General features: G+C 59.9%; 16 protein-coding genes. 7 read left to right on the forward strand and 9 right to left on the reverse strand.

The window, feature by feature from the left end; all coding sequences use genetic code 11:
- The first annotated feature begins 150 nt into the window (after positions 1-150).
- Entirely contained in the window at positions 151-816 is a 666-nt protein-coding gene (locus LIX91_RS07885) for a hypothetical protein (RefSeq protein ID WP_226488289.1), read from the forward strand.
- Complete coding sequence (locus tag LIX91_RS07890) at positions 810-1925, forward strand: hypothetical protein (protein WP_032702886.1); 1116 nt, start codon at positions 810-812, stop codon at positions 1923-1925. The genes LIX91_RS07885 and LIX91_RS07890 overlap by 7 nt, the downstream gene beginning before the upstream one ends.
- Here the strand turns inward: LIX91_RS07890 and LIX91_RS07895 are convergent.
- On the reverse strand, positions 1873-2820 hold the full coding sequence (locus tag LIX91_RS07895; protein ID WP_100071863.1) for a hypothetical protein: 948 nt from the start codon (positions 2818-2820) through the stop codon (positions 1873-1875). The two genes, LIX91_RS07890 and LIX91_RS07895, sit on opposite strands and share 53 nt — an antisense overlap.
- Before the next feature lie 24 nt (positions 2821-2844).
- On the reverse strand, positions 2845-3711 hold the full coding sequence (locus LIX91_RS07900) for a metal-dependent hydrolase (RefSeq protein ID WP_180301183.1): 867 nt from the start codon (positions 3709-3711) through the stop codon (positions 2845-2847).
- Positions 3712-3848: 137 nt separating this feature from the next.
- Between LIX91_RS07900 and LIX91_RS07905 the strand changes: the two genes are divergently transcribed.
- Genes LIX91_RS07905 through LIX91_RS07915 form a run of 3 tightly spaced genes read left to right on the forward strand, consistent with a single transcriptional unit; the run spans position 3849 to position 7452 of the window.
- Positions 3849-4766, forward strand: coding sequence for a fatty acid desaturase family protein (locus tag LIX91_RS07905; protein ID WP_003416644.1), 918 nt, complete (start codon positions 3849-3851; stop codon positions 4764-4766).
- Positions 4766-6382, forward strand: coding sequence for a GH3 auxin-responsive promoter family protein (locus LIX91_RS07910; RefSeq protein WP_180301182.1), 1617 nt, complete (start codon positions 4766-4768; stop codon positions 6380-6382). Before LIX91_RS07905 ends, LIX91_RS07910 begins: the two co-directional genes overlap by 1 nt.
- Entirely contained in the window at positions 6367-7452 is a 1086-nt protein-coding gene (locus tag LIX91_RS07915; protein WP_003416648.1) for an aromatic ring-hydroxylating oxygenase subunit alpha, read from the forward strand. Before LIX91_RS07910 ends, LIX91_RS07915 begins: the two co-directional genes overlap by 16 nt.
- Before the next feature lie 12 nt (positions 7453-7464).
- Here LIX91_RS07915 and dhaL read toward each other — a convergent pair whose 3' ends face one another.
- The 7 genes from dhaL to LIX91_RS07950 all read right to left on the reverse strand — a co-directional run bounded on the left by dhaL (position 7465) and on the right by LIX91_RS07950 (position 14797).
- Positions 7465-8127 carry a dihydroxyacetone kinase subunit DhaL gene (dhaL, locus tag LIX91_RS07920; RefSeq protein WP_226488290.1) on the reverse strand — a complete coding sequence of 221 codons (663 nt, stop codon included), beginning with the start codon at positions 8125-8127 and terminating at the stop codon, positions 7465-7467.
- Positions 8128-8130: 3 nt separating this feature from the next.
- Positions 8131-9132 (reverse strand): dihydroxyacetone kinase subunit DhaK, encoded by a 1002-nt coding sequence (locus tag LIX91_RS07925; protein WP_046270115.1) that lies wholly within the window; start codon positions 9130-9132, stop codon positions 8131-8133.
- Positions 9133-9172: 40 nt separating this feature from the next.
- Complete coding sequence (locus LIX91_RS07930) at positions 9173-10288, reverse strand: erythritol/L-threitol dehydrogenase (protein WP_004417774.1); 1116 nt, start codon at positions 10286-10288, stop codon at positions 9173-9175.
- A 29-nt stretch (positions 10289-10317) separates the two neighbouring features.
- Positions 10318-11073: an SDR family oxidoreductase gene (locus tag LIX91_RS07935; protein ID WP_044312811.1), complete on the reverse strand. Its 756-nt coding sequence runs from the start codon at positions 11071-11073 to the stop codon at positions 10318-10320.
- 208 nt (positions 11074-11281) lie between these two features.
- Positions 11282-12292, reverse strand: a complete 1011-nt coding sequence (locus tag LIX91_RS07940; RefSeq protein ID WP_226488291.1) for a substrate-binding domain-containing protein — start codon at positions 12290-12292, stop codon at positions 11282-11284.
- 43 nt (positions 12293-12335) lie between these two features.
- The gene (locus tag LIX91_RS07945; protein WP_003416658.1) at positions 12336-13313 is read right to left on the reverse strand and encodes an ABC transporter permease; all 978 of its coding nucleotides are present in this window, start codon (positions 13311-13313) and stop codon (positions 12336-12338) included.
- A complete protein-coding gene (locus LIX91_RS07950) occupies positions 13310-14797 on the reverse strand; it encodes a sugar ABC transporter ATP-binding protein (protein WP_226488292.1) in 1488 nt (495 codons plus the stop codon). Before LIX91_RS07950 ends, LIX91_RS07945 begins: the two co-directional genes overlap by 4 nt.
- A 278-nt stretch (positions 14798-15075) precedes the next feature.
- Here LIX91_RS07950 and rpiB point away from each other — a divergent pair, with 278 nt between their 5' ends.
- A complete protein-coding gene (rpiB, locus tag LIX91_RS07955) occupies positions 15076-15537 on the forward strand; it encodes a ribose 5-phosphate isomerase B (RefSeq protein WP_003395470.1) in 462 nt (153 codons plus the stop codon).
- Positions 15538-15604: 67 nt separating this feature from the next.
- Positions 15605-16585 (forward strand): sugar-binding transcriptional regulator, encoded by a 981-nt coding sequence (locus LIX91_RS07960; protein ID WP_180301181.1) that lies wholly within the window; start codon positions 15605-15607, stop codon positions 16583-16585.
- Positions 16586-16608 lie beyond the last annotated feature (23 nt).

Genomic DNA, 16608 nt, shown 5'->3' on the forward strand with positions numbered 1-16608 from the left:
AATCGGGACATTGTGCCGAGAGACTGATTGCCCTCTGCGGCCCGGCAATTCAGAATCCGGTCATTGTGTTTCCATACATCGAAGGCCTCCATGAGTTTGTGCGCGACCGCCGTTGGGCGCCCCGATTTACGATCAGTCGATATCGATCGGATGTTCGAGATTTATTCTGCCTGCTATCAGGATACCTGTCGGGCTCGATTCGAGCAGGACCTTGACGACAAGACGCATTGTGTCGTTCTGCGCGACACCCATGACACGATCATGGGCTTCACAACGCTGAAACTGTTTGAAATGAGCTGGGATAATCAGCCCTGCAAATTCATTTTTTCCGGTGACACTATCATCACCCCTGAACACTGGGGCAGCCAGCAACTCGCCTTCGCCTGGTCTCGACTGGTGGGCGACCTGTGGCGTCAGGCTCCCGATGTTCCCCTTTACTGGTTTCTGATCTGCAAGGGGCATCGAACCTATCGCTATCTGCGGGCAATGGTACTGGATTACGCACCGCGTGCGGGTCATTCGACAGCGCCTCGTGTCCAGGCCTTGATGGATCACCTTGCCTATACGCGTTTTGGCGATGCCTACGACCCGGCCACCGGCGTGCTGTCATTCAAGACGCCGCAGGGCCGCCTCAGCGCGGAGCTTGCACTGATCTCGGAAAATCACGCAAAGCTGCCGGAAGTCGAGTACTTTCTGCAAAAGAACCCGCGTTACGCCGAGGGTGACGAACTGGTTTGCCTGTGTCGCCTTGCCCCCCAAAACCTGCGACCGCTGGCTCGACGGCTGTTTATGACCGAGCAGTACTCGGCGTGCTGATTCGTCAGGCCGGTACGGCGGACAATTCGCGTCTTCTCGACTTTCAACGGCGACACACGATGCGCGGGAGCATGCCGCTACGTTTTGATCGTAGCCCGGACTACTTCGCCCTGCACCGCTGCCATGCCGACGATCAGCGCACCTGGATCGCCGAAGGCCCGGAGGGCGAGCTGCGCGGCTCGGCCAGTCTGGTGGTGCGTGATGGCTACCTGCACGGTGGTGTCGAGCCTGTCGCCTATCTGGGCGACCTACGACTGACGCCCGATCGCAGGCTGTCCCGGTCATGGATGGCCGAGGTACAGACGCGGCTCGCGGATCTGTCCCGTGAAACAGGCGCACAGCATGCCTATTGCTGCATCATCCGCAATAACGCTCTGGCGACCCAGTCGCTGCTGGGGCGACGACGAGCAAACCCGCTGAAACTCGCACACTGGCGTGGCTACAGTAATGTCTCAGTCTACGGTCAGCGTGGTTTGAGTAGCGTTCCCCGCACTAGCGGCGAGGTGAGGGTCGTCCGCGCAGCCCCTCGTTATCTGGATGCGCTGAGGGCGTTTCTCGACAGCGAGTCATCCCGGCAATCGTTTGGCTGTGTGTTCAGCGAGGCGGAGTTTGAGCGCAGGCTCAGCCAGTGGCCGGATTTCGGTATTGACTCGTTTCTGCTGGCTGTCGATGACCGCGACAACCTGCTGGGCTGCGTCGCGCCCTGGGACGCCGGGAAGATAAAACGCATCGTCGTCGAACAGATGCCCCTGACGCAGCAGTTACTGCGCCTTGGCTACAATGCGCTCGCACCTCTGGCAGGCCGACCAGGTATCGCAGCGCCTGGCCAGGCACTGCGGGATATCTACCTGACCCACCTGCAGGTTCGCCATCGTGACCCCGAGGTGTTTTGCGCGCTGCTGGATGTTGCCTGGAAGCAGGTGCGCAAAGACTATTCGCTGATGCAGTTATGCCTTTACGACCAGGACCCGCTGTGGAAGGCAATGCATCGTTATCACGCCTTTTCCTTGCCGATGGACCTTTACACGGCACGCTGCGGCAGCCACGCAGCCGAGTTTACCGAGGCTTGTGCGGCGAGTATCCCAGGCTTCGAAATCTATCTGGTGTAGAGCGTTCTGGCGTACGTGTCTGGTGTAGCACGTCGAGCAATGTCCGCCAGAATCTCTTCGGGTCGAAGCCGGTGCCGCCCAGTATCGGCTGACCGTGATCCAGATCCGGCAGACAGATCTGCGGGACGCCTGGCAATGCCAGGTGTTCCATGTAGAACTGACCGTCATGCGCATGCCCGGGACGCAACGCATTCAGGCGCTGATGGTGAGTATCGAAGTGTGAGCGCCGCGCGGCCGACCAACTGACGACATGCAGACAGTGCAGGGTGGCGGGCAGGGCGGAGAGCATTTTGGCAACCTGTGGGTCGCGGTTGCTGCTGATGTCCCGGGTGCCCGCAGCCAGTGGTGCGCTGTTAATCATCGCCTGACGGAACCTGTCCATTCGATAACCTCGGCCAGCGCTAGCGGCGCCGTGGCCCAGCAGCTCATCGATGATCGGCGAGGGTCCAGCGGGCGGCTGCACCAGTGCTATGCCGTCACACGCGTCGAGCAGGTCCTTGTTCTGTGACAACGCTGCCAGCGTATCCAGACCACCCTTGCTATGAGCCAGCACCACAAAGCGCTGCCCTGGCTTGAGTCGGCTGCCGAGCAGGGTCGCGATGTGCCTGCCTTGCGCGATCACACCGCGTGAGGAGCGCACCGGCATGCGCAGGACATCGTGGCCCGCAGAGGTGAGGGACCGGGCACCGGCGCGATTGCAGTAGAGGATGAATTCCGAGTAAAGACCTGCAACCAGCACGACCAGGGTGTTCTTTGGCAGGCTGGGCAAGGGCACCTGCCAGCGCTGCAGGAACAGATCGGTCCAGTCCAGCTCCGCAGGGTTACGTACGAAAGCGGTAGCCGGGAAATGCCTTTGCCACTCCTCGAAGCCATCGGGTGTCCAGATGGTCTTCATGCGAGCCAGCCCCGAAAGCTGCGTTCAGCGCTGTTCATCAAGTGCCTGGCGAGCGTTGTCGAGCAGCTCGCGTGTGTCGATTCGGTCAGGATGGAAGCCCGGAGCGAACCAGAACAGCCCGGCAGGCACGATGCGCGACAGCAGGCCGGGATTGACGAACAACCACCATTGCAGGCGCAGCCATTCGCGCCAGTTGCGGTGTTGCCGGTCCCCGCGGACGAGGTGATAGGTGAAGTAAGTAAGGTCGAAAGTGAAATACACCGAAAGGCTCGTCATCGCCACCCAACGAAGCAGGTAACGCCTTAGCGGGTTGCGTTCTACTTTGCACAGCACGTCATAGGCCACAGCCTTGTGCTCGATTTCCTCCATTGCGTGCCAGCGCCACAGACGGGCCATCGTCGGGTCGGCGCCCGCCATGTAGGCCGGGTTTCGCAGAATCTGCTCGGACAGTATTGCGGTTATGTGTTCAAGGCTGGCCGTCAGTGCCAGACGAAAGCTTGCCGGTAATCGCTCGCTTTCCTTTCTGCGCCGCAACAGCATGCGTTCCAGTTTTTCGACCGGCGCGCCTTGTGCGCCCAGAAGCAGGTTATAGGCACGGTGCTCGCGGATGTGCGACGCCTCCTGATAGACGAAATCGTCGACGGCCTTATCCAGAGCGCTGCCTTCGTCGAGCTGGTGGCGAAAGTGCACCACACTCTCGATGAAGATTCTTTCCCCTTGGGGAAACATGAACGACAGACAATCGAAAAAACGCGTGGTATGCGTGCGGCCGCCATGCCAGTAGCGCGGGATGCTGTCATCGAAGGTGAAGCGTATTGATCGGTGCGTGATTGCCTGCGGGGAGAGCATGGCCGCCGAGCGCCTGGACAGGATGCGTTTGAAGAGCGACATGGTGCTCGGCTTACCGTGATATCAAAGTGCGCAGTGTGCCAGATTCCGGCAGGCTTGAAACTGCCGAATAACCATACTGGCGCTCGGGCAGGTATACTTCCGGGCTTTCGAATGTGGTCATTCAGGCGCAGTTATATATGGATATTCACCCGGCACGCCGTTTCGACAAGGCCAACCTGGCTGTGCTGGTGCTTCAGACGCTGTTCTGGGGCGCTACGCTTACCTGGCTGTCCCACACTGGCGCAGGTCCATGGAAATGGCTGATCCTGATTCCGTTCTGTCTGGTCATGCAGGGTGTGTTCTCGATGATGCACGAGGCATTTCACAGCCTTGCGCACAGCGACAAAACCGTCAATTACCTGATGATGTGCTGGGCCTCGACCCTGTTTGGGGCGTCCGCGACGCTGATCCACATCAATCACCTCGGGCACCACTCACGGAACCGCACACGTGCCGAACTGGCCGATTTTGCGATGCCGGATGAATCCCTGCTGCGTAAACGGCTGGAATACTATTTTGCGGTGCTCGGCGGTATCTGGCTGGCGGCGTTCGTCGGCAGCCTGCTGCTGCCTTTGCTGCCGCCACGTCTAGCTGATCGATGGTCGCAGAGCGGTGAGGTCAATACTTACGCTGCGGCATTCAAGGATTTCTCGATCAGCGACTTTCGGCGCATCCGCAAGGAAGTCATCACCGGCATTATCGTCTGGCTGACGTGTGCTTACCTGCTTGGCTGGTCTTGGGAAGTGGTTCTGATTGCCTATATCGCATTCGGTTTTTCCTGGTCATCGCTGCAATGGGTCTATCACATGCGCACCCCGATAGATGTCGTCGAAGGTGCCTACAACATGCGGGCGCCACGCGTGGTCCGCTGGGCATTCCTCAACTTCAATTACAACCTGACTCACCATCGCCATTCACAGATGCATTGGCAGCACATGCACGCGGCATCCAATCCAAAGGAAACCCGACCTCTGTGGTTCGGCTGGCTACAGGTGTTCATGCCTCCGCAGCGACTGCCCGATGATCTGACCCAGCTCGACAAGACCTACTTTTGATGCTGGCGGGTGATGATGTGAAAAGAGCCTTGTGGCGCTCGTTCATGGACAGTGCTTACGTCACGCTCGATCACTGGCAGCGTCTGTTCGAGCAACCCGAAGAATCTCAGCAGCGCTTACTGCTGCGGATGCTGTCGGCCAGCCGTGACTGCGCCTTCGGCCAAGCTCATGATTTTGCCGGAATCCGCGATTCCGAAGAGTTTCGCAAGCGGGTACCGATACATACCTATGCCCAATTGCAGCCCTGGATCGAGCGTGCGCAGCATGAACAAGGGCCGATACTGACCGCCAGTCCGCCGTTGTTCTTCGAGCGCAGCAGCGGCAATAGTGCAGTGCAGAAACACATCCCCTATACGCAGGAATTCCTTGGCCAATTGCAGGGTTCCCTGACGGTGTGGCTGGCGGATATGTACCGCCAGGTCCCGGAAATCAGCCATGGCAGCGGGTATTGGTCCATGTCGCCGCCCTTGCAGCAGCCGGCAATGACGGCCAATGACATACCGATCGGCAGTGCCAGCGATCTGCAATATCTGCAAGGCAGTGCAATCGCCGGACTGGCCGGGACATTGCTGATTCCTGAACTGACCAGCGACGTGGCGCACTGGCGCAGGCAAACGCTGCTCGCCCTGACTGCAGATGCCGGGCTGAGCTTTATCAGCGTGTGGAGCCCGACGTTTCTGACCAGCGTGCTACAGCCACTGCTCGACACTGAATCGCCTGAAAGTCGGCAGATAGTTGCCTGGCTCGAAGAAAGGTTGCCGGCAACTCGCCAAAAAGCCTTACGCCACGCCCTTGCTCATGGGGTATTCACCGAGTTGTGGCCTCGTCTTGCGGCGGTAAGTTGCTGGATGGACGGACCGAGTCGTGTATACGCCCAGCAACTGGCTGCGCGTTTCCCTCAGGCAAGCTGGTTGCCCAAAGGATTATTCGCGACTGAAGGCGTGGTCAGCCTCCCGTTTGGCGAAGGGGCTGGCTGCCCGTTGGCGATAGGCAGTCATTATCTGGAATTCATCGGGGATGACGGGCTGCCAAAAGAAGCTCACGCCCTGCGTATGGGTGAAACCGCGCAAGTGCTGCTGACTACCGGTGCAGGTCTTTACCGGTATGCACTGGGTGATCGGGTGCGCGTAGTCGGTAAGCTCGCCGGGACTCCGCGTGTGGAGTTTGTCGGGCGTTGCGCAAGTACCTGTGACCTGGTGGGCGAGAAGCTCGATGAGCAACTGGTCGAGCGAGCCCTTGCGCAATGCATGGACGCGGCCGACAGCGCATGCCTGATACCCGACTCCAGCAGCGCACTGCCGCATTATGTGGTGCTGCTGTGTACCTCAACGACGACACTGACAAGCATTTGCCGCAATGCGTTGGCCAACAGTATTGAAATGGCCCTGCAGCGCTCCTTTCACTATGCACATGCGCGCACGCTGGGTCAGTTGGGCCCGGTGCGTATGCGTTTCGTCTGTGGAGGAGCGCAAAGACTCGCAGAATTGCTGCAGCGCGCTGCAGAGTCGACGGGTATTCGTGCGGGCGACGTCAAGCCGCGTGCATTGATCAGCCGTCTGGACACGGCTGACGCGCTCCTTGCAATCACGGAAGAACCTGAATGTCCGCAACCTTGATCAGTGAAACCGATACCCGTGACGACGGCACGCTTGAGCAGTGGTATGTAGCGTGCACGCAGAAGCAGCTGCGCAAAGGCAAGCCACATCGGGCCAGGATACTCGGCTTGAATATCGTTCTGTTTCGCCAGCGCGACGGGCAGCCCGCTGCGTTGCTGGACCAGTGTGTGCACCGTGGCACAAGGCTTTCTGCCGGCAAAATCAGCGATGATTGTCTGGTGTGCCCGTATCATGGCTGGCGCTATGACGCGAACGGCCAGGTGGTGCATATTCCCAGCGTAGACGCCAGTCAGGGCGCAGCGAAGTCGCCTGACTATCGCTACCGGCAGCGCCATTTTGCCGTCTGCGAACAGGATGGCCTGGTCTGGGTGTACACCGGCACGCGCGATGCTCGCGAAACACCGATATTCCGGCTGCCTGCCTATGGCGAACGCCCGTGGCAATCCTATTTCATGATCAACACCTTCGATGCCGATGTCGGCAGTCTGGTGCAGAACTTTCTGGACGTGCCGCACACCGTGTTCGTTCACGAGGGTATTTTTCGCTCGAGCAGCGGTCGAGCCATGGAAGCGACGCTCTCCTGCAAGGCGCAGAGCATTGAGGTTGTCTATCACGACGAAGTCGACGAGATCGGGATGATGCAGTGGCTGACCAACCCGGACGCCGAGCCGCTTGTGCACACGGATCGTTTTCTGGCGCCTAATGTGACGTTTTGTGATTACCTCTGGGGGCTACGCTCAGGCTTCCTGATCGTGAGCCAGATCACGCCTGTCGATGACTGCCAGTCGCGCGTCTACACCTACATTGCCTATCGTTTCCCAGTGCCGCGCTGGGTATTGAGAATTTTGCGTCCTTTCATCCATCTGTACACGCACATCGTGATTCAACAGGACGTCAGAATCATTCAGGCGCATCGCGAAGGGCTCGACAATGCGGCTGGTTTCAAACCGTGCAATGTGCCTGCCGATGCAATCCATGTGGGCGTCGAGCAACTGCTTGCTGCGGTCCGGCGCGGCGAGGCGCTGCCGGAAGCACAGCGCCGCGAGCGGCGGATTCGATTCGAACTTTGATAGTGCGGTGCTTTAACGGTCTTTCAGCCTCGGCTGCACTGAATCCGCCAGTTGCGTCAGTATCAGGCAGCACGACACCGCGCCTGCATCCAGCACGCCGAGCGACCTTTCGCCGAGGCGACTCGCCCGGCCTATCTTCGCTATCAGATCGCGAGTGGAATCGCGCCCTTGTGATGCAGCGCTTTTCATCGCATCGAGTGCCGCGCTGAATGATTCCCCCCGGGCATGGGCCTGCTCGAAGGCTTCGACGGCCGGAATCAGGGTATCCATCAGGCATTTGTCGCCGACCCCGGCTTCGGTGATGTCCTGCAGTGAGGTGAGGCCGCCGCGAAGCAGACTGGCGAAGGCAGCCGCGTCGATCTGCTCGCAGCCGCGTACCTGATCGGCCATGCCGATAAACAGGCTGCCATACAGCGGGCCCATGGAGCCGCCGATGCCTTCCATCAGGCTCAGGGTCAGCTCATCCAGCGCCTCGGCGAGGCTCAGTTGGCGGCCTTCGATGGTACGACCGCAGTGGGCGAAGCCCTTGGCCATGTTGATGCCATGGTCGCCGTCACCGATCGCGCCATCCACTTCGCTGAGGTATTCGCGGTTGGCGACGATCACGCTCACCAGGTCGGCAACGATAGGAGTGCCTTGTTGCGTAGGGAGATACGTAGAAAAATGCTCGCTCATGGTTCACTCCGCCTGGGTCATGCCGATGGAACGGCAAGGATGGTCGATCAGCTTTTTCAGCTCGGCGTCCAGGCCCAGCAGCGTCAGGGTTACGCCCATCATCTCCAGCGACGTAAAGTAATTGCCCACGTAGCAGCGATGGATTTTCAAGCCCCGGGCCTTGAGCAGGCGTTCCACTTCGGCGTAGAACACGTAGAGTTCCATCACCGGCGTTGCTCCAAGGCCTGAAACCAGCACGACTACGCTGTCGTCCACGCTGAAATCCCGATCGGCCAGAATCGGCGCCAGCATGCGTTCTGCCATGGCCGCCGCAGACTCGATGTCGATGACTTCGATACCCGGTTCGCCATGGTGGCCGATGCCCAGCTCCATTTTGCCGTCGGGGATCTGAAAGTTGGGCTTGCCGACCGCCGCGATGGTGCAGGGCGTCAGGCCGATACCGATGGATCGGCATTGATCCACGGCCTTCTGCGCGACGCGGATCACGCCATCCAGATCGTAACCGTGTGCGGCCGCAGCGCCGCCGACCTTCCACATGAAAATTTCCCCGGCCACTCCGCGTCGCTTGGCGATATCGGCTTTCGGCGCCGAGGCCACATCGTCGTTGGCCACCACGGTGCGCACTTGCAGGTCTTTGCTGGCGGCCATTTTCATCGCCAGCTTCACGTTCATGTTGTCGCCCGCATAGTTGCCGTACAGGCAGGCGATGCCTGCACCGTGATCGGCCGCGCGGAAGGCGTCGAAAAAGCTCTTGGCCGTGGGCGAGGAAAAAATCTCGCCGACCGCTACTGCATCCACCAGCCCGGGACCGACATAACCAAGAAAGGCCGGTTCATGACCGGAACCGCCGCCGGTGACGATCCCTACGTGCCCTTGTTCTGAGGGGCGGGTTTTGCTGATGACCCGCGGGTTACCTTCACTTTGCGACAGTTCGGGGTGCGCTACCAGAATGCCGCGCAGCATGTCCTCGACCACCTGGTCCGGATCGTTTATCACTCGGTTCATAACGCGATTTCCTGTGTTCTTTTTATAAGGATCGGGCGGATCAGGGTTCCAGAACCACCTTCAATGATTTATCACCTCGCTCCATGACGGCAAACGCCTCCTTGAACTCCGCCAGGGGGAATTTGTGCGTGACGACGTCGCGCATGTCGATCTTGCGGTTGCCGATAAAGTCGATGGCGCGCGGGTACATGTAAGGGCCGAGGTGAGAACCGAGCACGTCCAGCTCCTTGCGGTCACCGATGATCGACCAGTCCACCGTGGCCTCATCGTTGAATACGCTGAACTCCACAAAGCGTCCGAGTTTGCGCAGCATCGCCAGGCCCTGATTGACCGCCTTGTGGTGTCCGGTGGCTTCTATATAGATGTCGCAGCCGTAGCCGTCGGTTATCTCACGGATCTTCGCCAGCACATCGACCTCGGCCGGGTTCCACACCTCGTCGGCACCCATGCGCAGGGCGAGGGCGGCGCGCTCGGGCTTCATGTCGAGAACGATGAGTTTTTTCGGGTTACGCATGCGCACCGCGCCAATGATCCCGAGGCCCAGTGTGCCGGCACCGGCGACGACCACAATGTCGTCGAAATCGACATCGGCCCGTTCGGCTGCGTGCAATGAGCAGGCCAGTGGCTCGATGAGAATGGCTTCGTCCGGGGCAATCGAGTCGGGTACTTTGTGAATGATGCCTTCCTTGGTAAAAATCATGTACTGGGCCATGGCGCCCTGCACATTGTTCTGGAAGCCGTAAAGGTCGTGCTTCTGGCACATCCAGTACTGTCCGTGGTTGCAGAAGCGGCAGCCCCAGCACGGCACGATCTGTTCGGAGATCACCCGGTCGCCGATCTGCACGCCACGCTTTTCGGCACCAGGGCCGAGCGCCACCACGCGACAGACGAATTCATGGCCGGGAATCATCGGTGGTTTGACGTAGCGAGGCTGCTCGGCATCGCCCCAGAACGAGGGCGCGCCGCGATAGGTCTTGATGTCGCCCATGCAGATACCACACAGCTCGACCTTGGTGAGGATTTCGTCGGGGCCGGGAGTCGGCACATCCACGGTTTCCAGCCGGTAGTCTTCCGGACCGTGGCAGACCACGGCCTGCATGGTTTTAGGTATGACCGGTGAAAGTTGTTCGGCAGTGCGTTCGGTGACGGTGGACATGACGATGAACCTCACGACAGAAAAATGAATTACTGGATGCTGTAGCCGCCGTCGATCACTACGTTTTCGCCGGTGATCATGCTGGCGGCGTCGCTGAGCAGGTACAGGGCCAGCCCGGCTATTTCCTCCGGCTGGGCGAAGCGGCCTGCCGGGATCTGCGTTTTGGCCCGTTCTCCGACTTCGCCTGCCCAGGCTTTTTTGCCCAGCGCGGTCTCGACGATGGTGGGCGAGATGGCGTTGACGTTGATGTGCGGTGCCCACTCCATGGCCAGTACTTTGGTCATGCCGACCACTGCGGCCTTGCTCGCGCAATAGGCAACGTGCCTGTCCAGACCAATGACCGCGGCCTGCGAGGCAAGGTTGACGATGCGTCCGCTGCCTTGGCCGAGCATGTGTCGTGCGCAGGCCTGGGCGACGAAGAAACTGGCCTTGAGGTTGATCTCCAGCGTCGTGTCCCAGGCCTCTTCGCTGACGTCGACAGCCTTGTCCAGCATGGCAACGCCAGCACTGTTGACCAGATAGTCGATGCGTTTGAAATGCTCGAAGACGCTGTCGATGGTGCTGTTGACCTGGTCGACCCGGCGCAGGTCGACCGCAATACCGAGGTGCCCGCTGCCCAGGTCGGCGGCAACCTCGGCCACTGCCGGGTCACGGTCCAGCAGTGCGACCCGCGCCCCGCGTGCGACCAGCAGGCTGGCACAGGCAAGGCCAATCCCGGCTGCTCCGCCGGTGATGACCGCACAACGGCCATTGAGATCGAACGCCTTGTTCCAGAATTCAGACATGAAGATGACTCCTGTAGCGCTGTTTTTTTGAAGATTCAAACACGTTAGTTTTTGATTCTGGCCGAAGGCCGTGGGAGCGAACTTGTTCGCGAAGAGGCCGGTATGACCGCCGAAAATGCGTCGTTTGAAATACTGTCTTCGCGAACAAGCGAAGCGTCGCCCGGTTCGCTCCCACGCCCTTCGGGCAGAAGCGGGAATCTCAGACCAGTTACTTGCCGCCGCTGACCTGCTTGTACAGCGCATCGGCGTTGGCATCGGTGACCGGCACCCAGGGCAGGATGTAGTTCTTGTCGGTGCCGTCGCCCCATTTGACGTCCTTGGCGTAGCGTTCCCAGATCACCGACTGCGGCTTGTAGTCCTTGCCGGCCAGGGTGCGAAGGGCGACATCGAGGGCGCCCTGCGATTGGGCCTGGGCGTCCTGCAGGAAGGTCGTGATTTCGTTTTTCTTCGCCGCCTGGATGGCATCAGGCATGCCGTCGATGGAGGTGATCGGCACATCGGCAGGCTTCAGGTTGCGCGACATCACCGCTTGCAGGGCACCGAGAGCCATGTCGTCGTTCTGCGAAATGATCCCGGAGATGCCACCGTTCTGATGTGCATTGAGCCAGTCTTCAGTCAGAGTCTGGGCTTCGGCCCGGGACCAGTTGGCGGTCTTCTTCTCGATGATTTTGATGTCCGGTTGTTTGCTCAGGACTTCCAGCTCACCTTTTTCCCGATCAATTTGCGCCGACTGGCCAATCGGTCCCTGGATGATCACCACATTGCCTTTGCCCTTGAGCTTGTCGACCATGGCCTGCGCCTGCAGACGCCCGCCCTCGACATCGTCGTTGCCGACGTAAGGCACCTTGTTGCCGGCAACCCGGGTGTTCGATGCGATCACCGGAATGTCGTTTTCCATCGCCCTGGCCACCGTGCCGACGCCGGCCTTGGTGTCGATGGGCACGAAAATGATCGCATCGTAGTGCTGAGTGATCATGGTCTCTATCTGATTGTTCTGGGTCAGCGCATCGTAGTTACCGTCGAACACGGTGATTTTCACGGTGCCGTCCTTGACCGCCGGATGCTCCTTGAGCTCACGCACCCAGTTCTGCATGAACTGACCCTTGAGGCCATACACCGCCGCGCCGATCTTGTAAGTCTTGCCATCGGCGGCCATGGAGATACTGCTGGCGAGCAGGGAGAACGCCGCGACAGCGGCCAGGGATGTACCGAATTTCATGATGAGAACCTCGTTATTGTTGTAGTCAGTCGTTCATGCCGGTTTAGCGTTTTTTCTTGCGCCACACATCAATCAACACTGCGAACACGATGATCAGGCCCTTGGCGACCTGCTGGTAATAGGAGGACACGCCGAGCAGGTTCAGGCCGTTGTTGATCACGCCGATCAGCAGTGCGCCAAACAGCGTGCCGACAATGCTGCCGGTGCCTCCGGACAGACTGGTGCCGCCGATGACCACTGCTGCGATGGCGTCCAGTTCGTAGGACATGCCGGCCTGGGGCAGGGCGGAGGTGGTTCTGGCGGACAGCACTACGCCTGCCAGGCCGGCGAGCAGCCCGGAAACCACGTACACCGAAAACATCACCTTGCGTACGCCGATACCGGAGGTGCGTGCGCTCTTTTCGTTGCCACCGACGGCGTACACGTAACGGCCGTAGGTGGTGTAGCGCAGGACCATCCAGAAAATCAGCGCGACCACCGCGAAGATAATGATCGGCACACCAATCGGGCCGAGCCGGCCGATACCCAACGCCAGGTATTCTTCTGGCAGGTCGGTCACCGGACTGCCGTCGTTGAGGATGAAGGTCATGCCGCGGGCGATGCTGAGCATGCCCAGGGTGGCGACGAACGGTGGAATCGAAAGATTGGCGACCATGAAGCCATTGACCACGCCGAGCATCGCGCCGGCAAACATGCCTGCGCTGACCGCTGCCAAGAGGCCATAGCCCTGGGTCGCCACCAGTGCGCTGCACAATCCGGCGAACGCCAGAATCGATCCGACGGAAAGGTCGATGCCCTTGGTCAGGATCACGTAGGTCATGCCGACCGCGAGAATGCCGTTGATCGAGGTCTGGCGCAGGATGTCCATCCAGTTGCGCCAGGTCATGAAATATTCGCTGGCAAAAGCCAGTACCAGGCACAACAGAATGAACACCAGCGGCAGGCCGAAACGGTCGAGAGACAGGCGCAGGCGGCTGTGTGGAGACGTGGAGGCTGGTGCGATAATGGTTTTGGCATTCATGAGGCAAGACTCAACAGGACTTCCTGGGAAAGATCGGCATCGCTGCTGATGGTCACCAGCTTGCCACCTTTGAACACGGCGATTCGGTCACTGAGGCGCAGCAGCTCCGGCGCCTCCGAAGAGACCACGATGGCGGCCCCGCCAGCGCGTACGAACTGATCCAGCAGGTGATAGATTTCCTGCTTGGCACCCTCGTCGATGCCCCGGGTCGGCTCGTCGCAGAGCAGGCAGACCGGTTCGGTGGAGAGGCATTTGGCGAGGACGACCTTCTGTTGGTTGCCGCCGCTCATCGACGCGACGGGCAGATCCAGCGACGTCGTCTTGATCTGCAGGCGCTTGACCATGTCTTCGGCCAGCTTGTGCTCCTTGCGGGCATCGATCAGCGACCAGTTCGAAAGCCGTCGGTAAGCCGACAGCGCGATGTTGGACAGGATGCTGCCACTGAGCACCAGACCGCTGTCCTTGCGGTCTTCGGTGACCAGCGAAACGCCCGCGCGAATGGTCGCCTTGGGCAGACCGACCGGCAGTGGCTTGCCTTGCAGGGTGACGCTGCCGGCGTCCGGTGTGGTCAGGCCGTACAGGCAGTTGAGGAACTCGCTGCGACCCGAGCCCATCAGCCCGTAAATGCCGAGAATTTCGCCGTGACGCACGTGCAGGCTGATGTCTTCGAACTCGCCGTTGCGGCTCAGGCCCTCGACCTTCAGGCAGCACTCGGCTGCGCATTCGCGGCCGACCTTGTGATCGACACGCTGCAACTCCTGGCCGACGATGCCGCGCACCAGATGTGCCCGGTCGATATCGGCCATGCGTCCGCTTTCGACAAAGGCGCCGTCGCGAAAGATGCTGTAATCGTCGGCAATCTGTGCCAGTTCGCTGAGGCGATGGGAAACATAGATGATGCCTGCGCCCCGGGCGGCAAGCCGGCGGATGGCCTTGAACAGGATTTGCGCTTCACGCTCGCCGATGGCTGAGGTGGGCTCGTCCATGATCATCACCGAGCAGTCATGGCTGAAGGCCTTGGCAATTTCCACCAGTTGTATCTGCGCCACACTCAGCGAATGCATGGGGCTGGTGGCGTCGACGTCGAATTCCAGCTCGTCCAGCAGTGCGCGGGTGCGTCGGTTCAGTTCCTTGCTGTCGACAATGCACCCGGCCCGACGTGGCTCGCGGCCCAGCCAGATGTTCTCTGCGACGGTCATGAAGGGAATGGGTTCCAGCTCTTGGGTGATCATCGCAATCCCGGCTGCCAGAGCATCGCCGGGACGATTGAACTGCACCGGCTCGCCGTTGAGCAGGATGGTCCCGGCATCACGTTGGGTGATGCCCATCAGAATGCTCAGAAAAGTGGACTTGCCCGCGCCATTGCCGCCGCACAGGGCGTGCACGCTTCCGGCTCGCAATGAGAGACGCCCGTCACGCAGGGCGGGGATGCCAGCGTAAGCCTTGGTGACGTGTTCAGCCTGGAGCAGTAATGGCTTGGCCATTGGCGTGTCCTCGTGCTGTGAATTCTTATTAGGTGCTGATGCGTTGCTCAGTGAGCATATGTGTACCAAATGAAATTCTGATCAGTCAATCTGTTTCATATAAAAGTTTTGAAGTGTCGCCTTAGAGGCAGTGCTGCGGCGATTAGGAGCTTTTGTTCAGCGTTCGCTGGAAAACTTGCTTGACAGAACCGGGCTAATGTTTCATAAATGGCTGATCGGAATTTCACCGATTGAACATTTGGTCAGATAATAAGACCCCGGCAGTGGAGCCTGATGCCATGAACACACCTTTCCCGGTGGCTATCGGATGTGATGAAGCGGGTTATGAACTCAAGGAATTGTTGAAGCGCCATATCGAGTCGCTGGGTTATCCGGTAACCGATTTCGGTACTCATTCCACGGCACCGGTGCTTTACCCGGACATTGCTCTGGCCGTGGCCACAGCGATCAATGCCGGGCAGCAGCGGCTTGGCGTGCTGGTCTGCGGGACCGGAATAGGCATGGCCATCTCCGCCAACAAGGTCTTCGGCATTCGTGCGGCCCAGGCTCACGACACCTATTCGGCCGAGCGGGCGCGCAAGAGTAACGATGCGCAAATTCTTTCCATCGGTGCACGGGTGATCGGCACGGAACTGGCGAAAAGCATCGTCAAATCGTTCCTGGAGTCGGAGTTCGAAGCCGCGCGCTCCGGCGCCAAGGTCGAGCGCATAAACGCGATAGAGCGTGACGGGCATCAATAGTCAGTGGACGGGACAGGGCGGGAGTAGGGAGAATGTGCCTTTGACGCCGAAACGGAAGCCCGTCCACATGAGTGACAGCACCCTGCGCATGGCCAGCGACATCGATCTGATGACTGAAGTCGCGATGCTCTATTACCTTGAGAACGTCACTCAGGAAGCCATCGCCAAACGCTTTGACCTGTCGCGCGCAAAAGTCAGCCGACTGCTCAAACGCGCACGCGATGAAGGGATTGTCGAAGTACGGGTGCTGCAGCATCCGGCGATGAACAACGAGCTGGAAATGGCGCTGGTCGAGCGGTTTGCGCTGGACAGGGCGTTGATTGCAGTCGACCACAGCGACCCGGACACCCAGCGCTCGGCGGTCGCCAGCCTGGTTGCCAATTACCTGAACAAGACCCTGGGCGACGGCATGATCGTCGCCGTAGGCATGGGCCGCAATGTGGGTGCGGTTGCGGACAACGTCTTCCTGCCGGTGACGCGTAACTGCACATTTGTCTGTGCCATCGGCGGTTCGCTCAAGGCGGGCGAGTACATGAACCCCGACCACATCTGCCGCCGTCTGGCGCTCCGCTTCGGTGGCGAAAGCGAGAGCCTGTACGCCCCGGCGCTGGTCGCCAACCCTGAGCTGCGCAGTGTTCTGATCAGCAACGACACCGTGCGCTCGACCCTTGACCGTGCCCGGCGTGCCGACATGGCGCTGATCGGTATTGGTGACATGAGCGAGAACAGCAACATGGTGCGCATGGGCTGGTTCTCCCCGCAGGAAATCGCTCAGGCCAGGTTGTCCGGCACGGTGGGTGACATGATGGGCTATGACTTCATCGACATTCATGGCAAGCCTGCGGTGAATGCCATACAGGGCCGGGTGATCGGCCTGACCGTGCAGGAATTGTTTCGTATCCCCGATGTAGTGGCCATCGCCAGTGAAAACACCAAGGCCGCCGCCACGCTGGGTGCTTTGCGCTCAGGCGTGATCAACACCCTGGCAACCACCGTCACCAACGCCCACACTATCCTTGCCCTGGATGACGCGACACGCAAAAACTGACACTACGGGCGAAATCCGTGGTC

Source organism: Pseudomonas sp. B20 (assembly GCF_020515755.1).
GTDB classification, from domain to species: domain Bacteria; phylum Pseudomonadota; class Gammaproteobacteria; order Pseudomonadales; family Pseudomonadaceae; genus Aquipseudomonas; species Aquipseudomonas syringae.